The organism is Microbacterium paraoxydans (genome assembly GCF_900105335.1).
GTDB lineage: Bacteria > Actinomycetota > Actinomycetes > Actinomycetales > Microbacteriaceae > Microbacterium > Microbacterium paraoxydans.
Genome location: NZ_LT629770.1, coordinates 2,426,929 through 2,440,286, shown reverse-complemented (window position 1 = coordinate 2,440,286; position 13,358 = coordinate 2,426,929). Strand labels below are relative to the sequence as shown.

Below are 13,358 nucleotides of genomic sequence, written 5' to 3'. Positions count from 1 at the left end.
GGCGATCGTGCACTCCGCCGTCGTCGTGAGAGCGAGAGGCACATCATGGCCACAGTGACCGAGACGAGGGCAGCGGCGCCGCTCCCTCCCGCGCGCCGTCCCGTCGCCCCGTCGACCCGTCGATCGCGGATCCGAAGAGAGGGCCTGACCGGGTGGCTGTTCATGGCGCCGTTCGCGCTGCTGTTCGCCGTCGTCTTCCTCATCCCGATCATCGTGTCGGTCCGGTCGTCGTTCTTCGCCCAGGTACCCGCCGGCGGCGGCCTGTACGGCGGCGGTGAGCTCGTCGACACCTTCGTCGGCCTCGACAATTTCGCCGCGGCAGCGACCGACGGCGCCTTCTGGGCCGGCATGGGACGGGTCGTGCTCTACGCGGCGTTCCAGATCCCGGTGATGATCATCGCGGCCCTCGCCCTGGCCCTGCTGCTGGACTCGTTCATAGTGCGCCGCCCCGCGCTGTTCCGCCTCGCCTTCTTCCTCCCGTACGCGGTCCCCGGCATCATCGCGGCGATGATGTGGCTCTACCTCTACACGCCCGAGGTGTCGCCCTTCCTGCCGTATCTGCCGGAGGGGACCGACCTCATGTCGCCGCAGACGATCCTCTTCTCGATGGCGAACATGACGACGTGGACGTACACGGGCTACAACATGCTCATCTTCCTGAGCGCCCTGCAGGCCATCCCGCGCGACCTCTACGAGGCCGCCCGCCTGGACGGCGCGACGGGATCCCAGATCGCGACCCGCATCAAAGTGCCGCTCGTACGCGGTGCCGCGCTGCTGGCCGTGCTGCTGTCGATCATCGGCACGATCCAGCTGTTCAACGAGCCGGTCATCCTGGAGGCTGCGAACTCCTGGATGGGCAAGGACTTCACGCCGATGATGCTCACCTACAACACGATGATGGGCGAGCTGTCGCCGTCGGGCAGCGGTCCGGCGTCGGCGTACTCGCTGCTCATGGCCGGCATCGCGGGTGTGCTCGCGATCGTGTACGCACTGCTCCAGCGGCGGAAGGGCGACGCATGACCACCACACGACTCGTCACCGTGGCTCCGCCGACGAAGCGGCGCTCCCGCAGGCCGCAGGCGGCGGACGCCCCTCCTCCTTCGATCGCCCCCGGCCCCGCCGCGCGCACGTTCGGCATCATCGCCCTCGTCGTCGCCACCTTGTACTTCCTCGTACCGGTGTTCTGGCTCGTGGTCGCCTCGACGAAGAACAACACCGACCTCACGTCGACGTTCGGCTTCTGGTTCGCCGAGCCGAACCTCGCTGCCAACTACGACAGCCTCATGGGCTGGACGCAGGGGCTGTTCTGGCGCTGGGTCGGCAACTCCCTGTTCTACTCGCTCAGCGCCGGGGTCATCGGCACGCTGTTCGCCGTGATGGCCGGCTACGCGATCGCCAAGTTCGCCTTCCCCGGGAAGAAGCTCGCGGTCGGCATCATCATGGCGGGGCTCCTCCTGCCCGTCGCCCTGCTCACGGTGCCGCTGTACATCGAGTTCCAGGCGCTCGGCCTCACGAACACGGTGTGGGCGATCATCATCCCCTCGGCGGTCTCGCCGTTCGGCGTCTTCCTCGGCATGGTCTACGCGCAGTCCTCGGTGCCGACGGAGCTGCTGGAGGCCGCCCGCATCGACGGCGCCGGTGAGGCCCGGATCTTCTTCACGATCGTGCTGCGGCTGCTCGGCCCCGCGATGGTGACGATCTTCCTGTTCATCTTCGTGGCCACGTGGAACAACTTCCTCCTCCCGCTCATGATGATCTCCAGCCCCGACCTCAAGCCGGTCACGCTCGGCCTCTACGGCATGATGAGCTACTTCTCCCCCGACAAGGGCGCCGTCATGCTCGGGGCACTGCTCGGCGTGATCCCGCTCATCGCCCTGTTCTTCACGCTGCAGAAGTACTGGCGCTCCGGTCTCGCCGCCGGCGCCGTCAAGGGCTAGGCACCTCGACCGCACACAGACCGGAGGCCGCCCGCGCGAGCCTCCGGTCGTGCGTGAGGAGCGGGCAGCAGAAACTCGTCCTCCAGCCACGACCCCAGGACACCGGTCGACGTTCCGGTGCAGACCAGGTCGACGACGATCGAGGCGTCGACGACGGTCACCGCCCGGCGCGCCCCTCGTGCACCGGGACATGCTCTCCCGCCCCGGAACTGCGACCCGTGGAGAACCGGCAAACTCCCCGCCGCGTGCAGAAGAGGCCCGGGGCGAACCCCGGGCCTCTTTGTGCGCAGACGGACTCAGCTGCGTCGCCGCCGCCAGAGCCCCGCGCCGAGGGCGCTCAGCGCGAGAGCCCCGACAGCCACCGCCAGCCAGGTCATCCCCTCCGCGCCGGTCGTGGCCAGCGCCCCGCCCGCGGCGGTCGCGGCCGCGGTGACCGCGAGATCCGCACGGGCCAGCTCGGCGCCCTCGGCGTCCGTCGCAACGAGCGCATGGGCACCCGCGGGCGTGCCCGCCGGGATGAGGACGGTCGCGACCGCGCTGCCGTCGGCGGCGATCGTCACCTCCCCCACGCGGACCGGCTCCGAGTGGAGCCAGAGCTGCACGACCGCCTCGGGGTCGAAGCCGCGGAGCTGCACGCGGAGGGAGTCTCCTGCCGCCGCGGTGCCGACCGACGGGGTGAGGACGGCTTTCTTCGCAGGCTTCGCCTTCTTGACTGTGAGGGCGGCGCCGGCCACCTCCGCGCCGGAGGCGTCCTTGACGAGGAAGCGGTGCTTCCCGACCGTCGCATCCGCGGGGATGAGCACGCGGGTGGTCAGCGCGCCGCGCGCATCGACCGTCGCGTCCGCGAGCCGCACGCCGTCGAGCCAGAACGAGACGACGCCGTCGGGCGCGAAGCCCGAGAGCACGGCCTCGACCGTCTCCCCCGCCCGCACGGAATCCGCGCCGAGCGTCAACGCCGGATCGGTCTCCGCAGCACAGGCCCCGAGGTCGTCCTCGGGCCGCTTCTCCGGGGCGTGCCCCGCCTGCGGGACGGTGGTGCCGTACACCGCCATCTCCGCCACGGCCGCGAACGGCGTGCCCGAGATCGACGAGGTCGCCGTCACCCGCACGTATCGCGCCGTGGTCGCGTCGAAGTCGACATCCTGCCACTCCGCGACGTTCTTCCACTCACCCGCCGCGACGTCGGTGAAGGTCTGCCCGTCGGCGGAGACCGCGACCTGGAAGCCCTTGATGGGGCCGTTCTGGTTCGCGCCGCGCCGCAGATAGGAGATGCCGTCGACCGTCTCCGCCGCCCCGAGATCGAACGTGAGCACGTGCGGATACCCGGGGGCGTCGCTGCTCCAGCGGCTGTGCCAGAACGTCCCGGCGTTGCCGTCGAGCATGTTCGCCGCCTCGCCGTCCTCACCAGCGGTCTCCTCGGAGCTCGCGGTCGCGGTGATCTGCGCGTTCGGGATGCGGGCACGGGAGGCGACAGCCGCCTCCTGCGCGGTCTGCACGGTCCGCACGTCGCAGTCGACGAGGTAGGTGGCTGCGATGCCGATGCTCACCGGAGAGCCCGCGGCCGACGCCGGTGCCGTCAGCAGCCAGTCCGTCGTCACGCTCTCGCCGGGGGCGACCTTCGCGAACAGGTTCGACGACCCGTCTGCGACCTCGACGGTGTAGCCCTCCGGGAGGTCGAGCTGCACACCGACGTTCTCCGCCAGGATGTCCTCGCTGTTGGTGAAGGTCGTGGTGAAGGGTGTCTGCGCCCCCGGGCTCAGGGTCACGGCCTCGCCGGAGACCGTGGCGCACGGGGTGCCACCCTCCGTCGGACCGAGGTCGGTGACCGTGAAGTCGTCGAGGACGAAGTCGACGTCCGGGCCGCCGACGCGCTCCAGACCGACCCATGTGTAGTCGCCGCACCCCACGATCACGTCCTCCTGGAACGCGGTGGTCTCCAGGGCCTGCACGACGGGGGTGCGACGCAGGGTCGTCGAGGAGATCTCCCCGCCGAGCACGGCGTCGGTGCCGGTCAGCCAGCGGTAGGCCCCGCTCGCACCGGCCTGGTAGTCGAACCCGATGCGATAGGTGTGCCCGGCCTGCAGCGGCACCAGCGTGGGGTCGGTCCGGTAGACGACGCCGGAGTTCTCGGAGTGGGACATCAGCGAGTGCTCGCCGGTGAGAGTGGTGTCCACCGCCAGCCCCGCGAGCGCTCCGCTGTCGAACGGCTTGGCCGTGTTGCGCCAGTCGCTCGTCGTGTACGGGTCGTGCCGCCGCGAGATGCTCGTGCGCGGGTCGTCGATGCCGTTGGCGTCGCCCTTCACGAACGGGCCCCAGCCGGGCTGATTGCCCTCGAAGTCGTTCGAGTACACGGTGCCGGACGCGGCGGGGGCCGTCGTATCCGCCATCACCCTGGCGTTGTCGATCCGTACCGTCGCGTCGCCGGCGACCGCCGAGACCGAGACGGTCACCTCGCCGGAGGCCGGGGCGACGAACGACACCGATCCGCGCTGGTAGTACTGTCCGGCCTTGGAGTCGGCGCGCATGTAGTTGTACGTCGGGGAGAGGTTCCAGGTGCGGCTCACGACGCCGCCCCCGGTGTCGACCGCGAGGCTCACGTCCCGCGTGGCCGTCGGATCGATCTGCACCTGCGCGGAGAACGCGTAGCGCTCCCCGGGGGTGAGGCCGGTGACGGTCTGCGAGATCGCGGAGGCGGACGAGCCGAACACCGCGATGTTGTCGCCCCGCGAGGCGTTCTTCGCCGCCCCGAGGTCCGTGCGCTCGATGGTCACGTCGCCCCGGGGGTTCCACCCGTCGAGCGCGCCCGAGTTGAACCCGGGATCGGTCAGGCCCGCGTCGTGATACTCAATCGGCGCCCGCTGCGCCCCGCCCTGGGGCACGACGACGTAGGCCGTCCCCTTCTCACCGGACAGCGTCAGCTTCCCGTCGACCGCGGTGACGGTGCGCACCTTCTCGCGGCCCTGGTCGCCGAGCGCGAACACGTCGAAAGTCGTGTTCCCGCGGAAGCCGTCCGTGAGACCGAACGTCTTCTCGCCGCCGGAGGCCGTGAAGAAGTACATCTTGTCCGCGTCGACGGGCGAACCCGACTCGGCGCTCGATTCCAGCGACTGCCACGGCAGCAGGTAGGAGTCGCCCCGCAGGACGGTCGCGCCGTCCATCGTGACGACCCGCGTGCCGCCGTCGAGCCGGACCGCCACGTCATCGGTGAAGGTCGCCTCGACCCCCGCCTCGTACGTCTGCAGGTCGAAGTGCTGCAGGAACTTCGTCGGCAGGCTCTGCGACCAGATGTTGCCGATGAAGCCGTCCCAGTTGCGGTTGCCCACCCAGCCCTCGGCATCGACGAGACGCTGCTGGCCGAGCAGGACGTCGTCGTTCCAGACGTCCGCCTGCGCGTTCTGGATGAACCGCACCATGGTGGAGTTGATGCCCTTGTTGTCCTTGCCGCCATAGGCGAGGTCGTTCGGCCAGTGCGACCAGACCGTGCTGTCGACGAACTTGTCGCCCCACTCGGTCGCGACCTCGAGGTCCATGGCGTTCAGCTCGTCCGCGAGCTCCTCGGCCACCCAGCCGTTGGAGTAGTACACGTCGATGTAGACGCCGCTGAGCCCGGGCACCTCGTCCCGCAGCTGCTGGAAGCGGTCGAGCACGCGTCCCGTGCCGAGGTCGGTCTGCTGATTGATGTAGTACGACTGGTCGAGCCAGTTCCAGCCCGGCTTGTAGGGCGGGGTGCCGTCGAGGATCGCCGCGTCGAACGCGTCCGCCTGCGGGTAGATCTCCGTGGCGTTGACGTGCACGCTCATGTCGGCGTTGAGCTTCGCCCCCTCGTCGACGAGGCGGTTGAGGTCGGCGAGGCCGCCCGCACGCTCGTTGTAGTTCCCGCCGTAGTCGGTGTTCGCGGAGTCGTGTCCCTCGCTGCCGAAGCCCTTGTTGAGCACCCACTGCCCGAGGCCGTCGGTCTGGTTCGCGATGCGCTTGGTGTTGTCGAGCACGAGGTCGAAGTAGTTCGTGGCGCTCGAGGCGAAGTTGAACGGGATGCGGCTGACCACGCGGTCGGCCACCCGGTCGGCACCGAGGCGCGGGGCATCGACCTCGCGGTAGCGGATCGCGGCGTCCTGCCAGTCCACGGTCTCGTCGCCGTTGCGGTCGGCGGTGAGGAGCACCGTGACCTTCGGCAGGGCGTAGGTCGTCACCCGGCTGTCGACGGCGGTGGTCGGATGGATGAGCCAGGTGTTCGAGCCGATCTCCGCGGTCCGGCCGTCGACCGCGGTCACCCGCGTCGTGAGCCGGGTGTTCCACGAGGCGGTGCCGCCGGAGGCCTGCGTCGTCGCGTTCGTGATCACGCTGCCGGCGAGGGTCCCGTGGCCGAGGAACGCGAAGGCCGCGCCCTTCGTGCCGGTGGCCGTCGTCGCGCCCACCGCGATGTGCTCGTCGGCGTTCGTGGTGCTGTTCGGGCTGATGACGGTGCGGTCGAGGACGGCGCCGTCCGCGGCCGTCGCGGAGAGGAAGGCGTTCTCGGGGAGCCCCAGGGTGTTCACCGCGGTGGAGCCGTCGACTCCGGTGACAGCGAACTCGACCGTGCCGTTCGCGGCGACCCGGATGCTGCTGCGCACCGTGACGTCGATGCCGGTCAGGGTCGAGACGTAGTCGACGCCGGTCGCCGTCGCCGTGGAGGTGGTGGTCGACGCATAGGCGGTGCCGTTGACCGCCCAGGTGCGCGGGGAGCCCTTCTGCCCGCCGAGGCGCTCATCGCCCACGCGGTAGCCGAGGATCTGCGGGAACGCGGAGGAGACGGTGGCCGTGGTGCCGCCCGCGGCGATCTCGACGGTGTCCCCGGGCTCCGGCTGCTCCGGCGTCTCCGGCTCGGTCACGATCGGCGGGAGCTCCTCGTCGGAGAGCACCTGGATCTCGCCGGCGCCGCCGCCCGTGGTGCCCTGCGCATCGATGATGAGGAGGGCGACGTACCGGCCGTCCTTCGCGGTGTCCAGAGTGATGCGCTGCTTCTCGTCGTTCGCGGTGGGCGCGTGCAGCGTCGCGGCCGCCGCGGCGGCGCCCCATCCCCCGTCGGCCGGCGAGGTGCGCGCGGCGTCCGCGTCGTCCGTGACGTACACCTCGACGGTCTTCGCCGCGACGCTCTGCCCGCGCTTGACCGAATAGTCCAGCGCCTTCACCGAGAGGGACCGCTGCAGATCGAGGGAGATCCAGTGCGGGAAAGGGGCGTTGGCCGAGTACCTCGACGTCCACTGCGTCGCGTAGTCGCCGTCGAAGGCACCGAGAGCCGTGCCGTCGAGCGAAGGCGGCGCCGGATACGGATCGGCTTCGCTGGACACCGCGTGCAGTCGGTAGTCCGCGTGCGGGACGGGGACGAGATCGGCGGCCTGCGCCGCGGTCGCGGGGAGGAGCGCTCCGCCGAGCGCGAGGGCCGTCGCCAGCAGGGAGCTGACGGCGACGGCGGTGCGCGGCGGTCGGGAAGATGTCGACACGTCTTGCCTCTCGAACGGTGCGACGGCCGGAGGAAAGGACGCCCCGATGCGCCGCAGGTGGATCATGGATCGAAACCCATGTTTGCGCTATCACCGTAGAGCGACGCGGTGGCTTAAGACAAGCGTCGAGCGCGAAGTATGCGCAAACATTGGCCGAAGGTCACCACCCGCGGCCCGTGTGCGGCTCAGGAGCCGATGAACTCCTCGGTCTCCCCGAAGGACGGCGCCTCCCGGATCTCCACCGTCGCCCCGAGGCCGTCGGTGTCGAGCACCACGATCTCGTTGCGCCCGGCGCGCCACAGCGGCGCGGGGGCGTAGAGCGTCTCCTGCGGCCCCACGCTCCAGTAACGTCCGAGCAGGAATCCGTTCAGCCACACCATGCCCTTGCCGCCACCGGGGAAGGCGAGCCACGCGTCCAGCGGTTCATCGACATCGAACCCGGCGACGGCGAGGCCGTCCGCTACGCCCGACCCGGCGGCGTCCGCCGCCGGTGCCGTCTGCGGCAGGAGGCGATGCGTCCAGCCGTTCACAAGGCGGCGGCCGATCATCACCCCGCGCATGATGCCCTTGCCCTCGCCGGTGTACGGCCCGTAGTTGATGCGTCCGAGGCTCTCGACGACGAGCGTCAGCCGACCGGAGCCGCCGTCCACGGGCAGAGCGAGAGACGTCTCGCCGTCCCGTTCGAGCACACCGAGGCGGCGGTCGTCGAGGAAGACGACCGCGCGATCATGCAGGCCGTCGATGGTCAGTGTCGCCTCCTCGGGGAACGACACGTCGGCCTCATAGGCCACGAGACCGTCCTCCGCCCCGAGCTGCTCGAAGGTGAGTGGACGGGGCGAGAGCGCGCCCGCCGCAGGGGTCGCCCGGACCACGTCGAGCAGACCCGCCCGCGGCTCCAGAGGCGCGGAGGCCGCGGACTGCCGCCGCGGCTGGTCGGGGACCGGCGGCAGCGCGTCCGCGTGGAAGGGAGCGAAGAGCGCGCGAAGCGCATGGAACTTCTCCCCGAGCGTGCCGTCCTCGCCGATCGGGGCGTCGGAGTCGTAGCTCGTCACCGTGGGCTGCAGCACGAGGTCGTGGTTCGCGCCGTTCCACAGGCCGAAGTTGGTGCCCCCGTGCGCCATGTAGAGGCTGACCGAGCCGCCCTCGTCGAGGAGGTCGCGGATCGTCCCGCCCATGCTGTCCGCCGACCGCACATGGTGCCGCTCCCCCCAGTGGTCGAACCAGCCGCCCCAGAGCTCGCTGCACATGAGCGCCTCCCCGTGCCGACGCAGCGAGGCCGCCACCGGCACCCCGGTGCCGAACGTGAACGTCGTCATCGCGCCCGGCACGCTCCCGTGCGCGATCATGTCCGGGGTGATCCCGTCCGCCGTCGTCAGCATCTCCACCATGCCCCGTCGCCGGAGTCCGTCACGGAGGTGGGCGAGGTAGGCGGCGTCGCTGCCGAACGATCCGTACTCGTTCTCGACCTGGATCGCCACGATCGGCCCGCCGTACGCCGCCTGCAGGGGCACGAGCCGCGGGAGCAGCGCGTCGTACCAGGCGTCGACGGCGGCGAGGAATGCGGGATCGCTCGTGCGCAGGGCCGAGACCCGGCCGGTGAGCCAGAAGGGCAGCCCGCCGTTCGACCACTCCGCGCAGATATAGGGGCTCGGCCGGAGGAAGACGTCGAGGCCGACCTCGCCGGCCAGCCGCACGAAGCGCTCGACGTCCCGCCAGCCGTCGAAACGGATGTCCCCCTCGACCCGCTCGTGGAAGTTCCAGGCGACGTAGGTGTCGACCGTGTTCGCGCCCATCGCGGCGAGCCGGCGCAGGCGGTCCTCCCACTGGTCCGGGTGCACGCGGAAATAGTGGATCGAGCCCGACAGGATGCGGTGCGGCGCACCGTCGCGGAGGATCTCCCCGTCGCGCCAGGACAGGGCGGGGGCGCCGGGGGCAGCGGCGTCTGTCGGCGCGGCGACGGCGGTGGAGAAGCCGTCGGAAGCCGCGGCGAGAAGGTCGGACATTGCACTCCCAGCTGAATTGTTTGCGTTCACATTATCGCATCGCCGATGTCCGCGCTCCCTGGTTTTCCGCCGATGGATCGCTACCATTGGGGCATGTCCCCTCGCCGTCCGAAAGACGACCGCGCCCCCAGCCAGGTCGACGTCGCCCGCCTCGCCGGCGTCTCCACCCAGACCGTCTCGCGCGTGATGTCGGGACAGGACAACGTCCGCCCGGAGACCGCACGACGGGTTCTCGCCGCGGTCGAGGAACTCGGCTACCGGGTGCACGCCGCCGCCGCGTCGCTCGCCTCGGGCCGCACCCGTGTGCTCGGCGTGATCGTGGTCTCGACCGATCGCTACTCCTCCGCCGCGCTCGGCGTCGGCATCCAGCAAGCCGCGGCGGCGAACGGCTACACCGTGACCACGGCGGCGGTGGCCGACCACGCCTCGGACGACGCGTTCCTCGAGGCCTTCGATCGCCTGGAGCGGCAGGGCGCGGAGGGCATCATCCTCGGTGTTCCGATCGCCCTGGACACGCCGGCGATGCGGGCGCGTACCGAACGGACGCCCGCCACCCGGAGTGAGCGCACCTCCCTCGAGGAGGACGCCCCGCTCGCGGTCGACCAGCGCGCGATCGCCCGCCTCGCCGTGGAGCATCTCCTCGACCTCGGCCACGAGACCGTGTGGCATGTCTCCGGCGACGACTACTGGACGGAGACGCAGCAGCGCAGCGAGGCCTGGGAGCAGACGCTCCGCGAGCGCGGCATCGTCCCGCCGCCCGTGATCCCGGCGGACTGGACCCCGGAGTCCGGGTACCGGGCAGGCCGCACGATCGCCGCGATCCCCGAGGCGACCGCGGTCTTCGTCAGCAGCGACGAGATGGCGTTCGGCCTCATCCGCGCCCTGCACGAGGCGGGGCGCAGCGTGCCGGAGGACATCTCCGTCGTGAGTGTCGACGACATCGCCCTCGCCGCCTACGCCTCCCCCGCCCTGACCACCGTCCGTCAGCCGTTCGAGGCCATGGGCCGCGCCGCCGCGCTACGGCTCATCACCCAGATCGAGGGCCACGACCCGGTCGGCGAGATGCCCTCCACCGACCCGCAGCTCATCGTGCGCTCTTCGACCGCCCCACCGCGGGTCGCGCGCTGACGGCGATCGTCACCAGCGGCCGTGGCGGCGCTCCCACTCGTCCTCGATCGTGCGGCGGCGACCCGCGATGATCCCCGCCGGCACCGAGACGACCAGCACCCCGGCCACCACGAGAAGCGGCACCTGCCACCCTCCGCTGGTGTCGTGGAGGAGCCCGACGAGGAGCGGGAACACCGCCGCGATCGCGTAGCCGATGCTCTGCACGAAGCCGCTGAGGGCGACGGCGCTCTCCGGCGTACGGGCGCGGATGCTCAGGAGCACGAGGCTCAGCGGGAACATGATCGCGGTGAGCCCGAAGATCGCGACCCACAGCGGCAGCGCGACGGTCGGGAAGAGCAGCAGGCCGCCGAGCCCGACGAGACCGGCGACCACGGCCACGAAGAAGAGCGGGCGGGTGGCCTGGAACCGCACGACGAGCACCGGCACGAGCATGGAGCAGGGCAGCCCGACGAGAGCGAACAGCGAGAGCAGGAAGCCGGCGGTCGCCGGGGTCACGCCACCGAGGTCGACGAGGATGGTGGGCAGCCAGGCGAAGGCGACATAGGCCATGGTCGACGACGTGCCGAACACGAGGGCGAGCGCCCACGCCAACGGCAGCCGCCAGAGCCGGCCGAAGACGCGGGGGTTCGCCGACTGCGTCGTGATCGGCCCGGTCGAGGCGGCGACCGCGTCGCGCACATCGTCCACGCCGTCGGTGGGGTCAGGAACCAGGAGTTCCGTCGGCACCGCGCGCTCGTCGCCGCGGGAGCGCACCAGCAGCGTCACCCAGGGCACGAGCGCGAGGGCGGCCACCACGCCCCACATGCCGAGCGAGATCCGCCAGCCGAGCGAGTCGGCGACGGGGACGGCGACCAGCGGCGGGAGGAAGGTCGAGACCGCGAGCGTCGTGGAGTACGCGGTCATCATGACGCCGAGCCGGTCGGCGAAGTACTTCTTGACCAGCGGTGGCAGCAGGACGTTGCCCGACCCCACGCCGGCGAACACGACCGCGGTCGCGGCGAGCAGACTCCACGAGTCGGGGGCGAGGCCGCGCAGCAGCATGCCCGCCGCCATCAGCACGATGGCCACCACTGCCATCCGCTCCAGCCCGAACCGGCGCTCGAACAGCGGGGTCAGCAGCCCGAACAGCGCGAAGCAGACGGGTGGAGCCGCACCGATCAGCCCCACGATCACGGGGGCCACCGGGAAGTCCTGGGCGACGTGGTCGAGGACCGGAGAGAGCGAGGCGACGGCCGACCGCAGCGAGAACGCGACCAGCACGATCCCGATCAACGCGAGGGCGCGCCCCTGCCAGAGGGGTCGGCCCTGCGGCGAGCTCAGGGACCCGGACATCAAGAGGTCTGCGACCCCTCCACCCAGGCGAGGTACTCGTCGGTGACGGTGCCGGTGACGTAGCGGCCGTCGAAGCAGCTCATGTCGAGGTCTTCCAGTACGGAACCCTCGGTGATCGCGGCCTTCAGGTCGTCGACCTCCTGGTACACGAGGTGGTCGCAGCCCAGCTCCTCCGCGATCTCGGGGATCGTGCGGCCGTGGGCGATGAGCTCGTGCCGCGAGGGCATGTTGATGCCGTACACGTGCGGGTGTCGGACGGGCGGGGCGGCGGAGGCGAAGGTCACCGAGGCGGCTCCGGCATCCCGGGCCATCTGGATGATCTCCTTCGAGGTGGTGCCCCGCACGATGGAGTCGTCGATCAGCAGCACGTTCTTGCCCTGGAACTCCGTCGACATGGCGTTGAGCTTCTGACGGACGCTCTTCTTGCGCACCGCCTGCCCCGGCATGATGAAGGTGCGGCCGACGTAGCGGTTCTTGTAGAAGCCCTCGCGGTACTCGATGCCGAGCTTGCGGGCGACCTCCATGGCCGCGGGACGGGACGAGTCGGGGATCGGCATGACCACGTCGATCTTGTCCATCGGGACGTGCTTCGCGATCGTGTCGGCGAGCTTGTCGCCCATCCGCAGGCGGGACTCGTACACCGAGATGCCGTTCATGACGGAGTCCGGACGAGCGAGGTAGACGTACTCGAAGGCGCAGGGCGCGAGGTGCGTCTCGGTGGCGCACTGCTTCGTGAACAGCTCGCCCTCGTTCGTGATGAACACGGCCTCGCCGGGCTCGACCTCGCGCACGACCTCGTAGTCGCCGTTCTCCAGCACGAGGGACTCGCTCGCCACGACCCACTCGTCCTTGCCCTCGGCTCCGGGGACCGTGGACGGGCGGCGGCCCAGGATCAGCGGACGGATGCCGAACGGATCGCGGAACGCGAGCAGGCCGTAGTTGGCGATGACGGCGATCACCGCGTACGCGCCCTCGATGCGGTCATGCGTGCGGGCGACGGCCTCGAAGATCCGGTCCGGGTCGAGGTCGACCGTGGAGGTCGTGGCCTGCAGCTCACCGGCGAGCACGTTGAGCAGCAGCTCGGTGTCGCTCGACGAGTTCAGGTGCCGGCGGTCGCGCTGCGCCATGTCGGCGGCGAGCTCACGCGTGTTCGTGAGGTTGCCGTTGTGGATGAGGATGATGCCGTAGGGCGCGTTCACATAGAACGGCTGCATCTCCTCTTCACTGGACGCGGTGCCCTTGGTGGCGTAGCGGACGTGGCCGAGACCGACGTTGCCCAGCAGTCCGCGCATGTCGCGGGTGCGGAACGCCTCGCGCACCATCCCCTGGGCCTTGGCGTTGTGCATGACGCCGTTCGCCTCGGCGGTGGCGATGCCCGTCGCGTCCTGCCCGCGATGCTGCAGCAGCAGGAGGGCGTCGTAGATGTCCTGATTGACCGGGGCAGAGCCCACCATTCCGACGATGCCGCACATGGGCTC

The 13,358-nt window shown here is 70.5% G+C and carries 7 protein-coding genes; 3 read left to right on the top strand and 4 right to left on the bottom strand.

Translation table 11 applies throughout. The annotated features are described in order from the left end of the window. Positions 1-45 precede the first annotated feature (45 nt). Complete coding sequence (locus BLU02_RS12025; RefSeq protein ID WP_082750061.1) at positions 46-1,020, top strand: carbohydrate ABC transporter permease; 975 nt, start codon at positions 46-48, stop codon at positions 1,018-1,020. Continuing rightward, a complete protein-coding gene (locus BLU02_RS12020) occupies positions 1,017-1,937 on the top strand; it encodes a carbohydrate ABC transporter permease (protein WP_060922297.1) in 921 nt (306 codons plus the stop codon). Before BLU02_RS12025 ends, BLU02_RS12020 begins: the two co-directional genes overlap by 4 nt. Positions 1,938-2,233: 296 nt before the next feature. Here BLU02_RS12020 and BLU02_RS12015 read toward each other — a convergent pair whose 3' ends face one another. Next, positions 2,234-7,417, bottom strand: coding sequence for an endo-alpha-N-acetylgalactosaminidase family protein (locus BLU02_RS12015; RefSeq protein ID WP_083371083.1), 5,184 nt, complete (start codon positions 7,415-7,417; stop codon positions 2,234-2,236). A gap of 185 nt (positions 7,418-7,602) precedes the next feature. After that, positions 7,603-9,420 carry a glycoside hydrolase family 35 protein gene (locus BLU02_RS12010; protein WP_083370993.1) on the bottom strand — a complete coding sequence of 606 codons (1,818 nt, stop codon included), beginning with the start codon at positions 9,418-9,420 and terminating at the stop codon, positions 7,603-7,605. A gap of 93 nt (positions 9,421-9,513) precedes the next feature. Between BLU02_RS12010 and BLU02_RS12005 the strand changes: the two genes are divergently transcribed. Continuing rightward, a complete protein-coding gene (locus BLU02_RS12005; RefSeq protein ID WP_060923337.1) occupies positions 9,514-10,548 on the top strand; it encodes a LacI family DNA-binding transcriptional regulator in 1,035 nt (344 codons plus the stop codon). A gap of 9 nt (positions 10,549-10,557) precedes the next feature. On the opposite strand, the gene BLU02_RS12000 is transcribed toward BLU02_RS12005, so the two are convergent. After that, positions 10,558-11,880 (bottom strand): MFS transporter, encoded by a 1,323-nt coding sequence (locus tag BLU02_RS12000; RefSeq protein ID WP_060923338.1) that lies wholly within the window; start codon positions 11,878-11,880, stop codon positions 10,558-10,560. Beyond that, the gene (gene purF, locus BLU02_RS11995; RefSeq protein ID WP_025104714.1) at positions 11,880-13,352 is read right to left on the bottom strand and encodes an amidophosphoribosyltransferase; all 1,473 of its coding nucleotides are present in this window, start codon (positions 13,350-13,352) and stop codon (positions 11,880-11,882) included. The genes BLU02_RS12000 and purF overlap by 1 nt, the downstream gene beginning before the upstream one ends. Positions 13,353-13,358 lie beyond the last annotated feature (6 nt).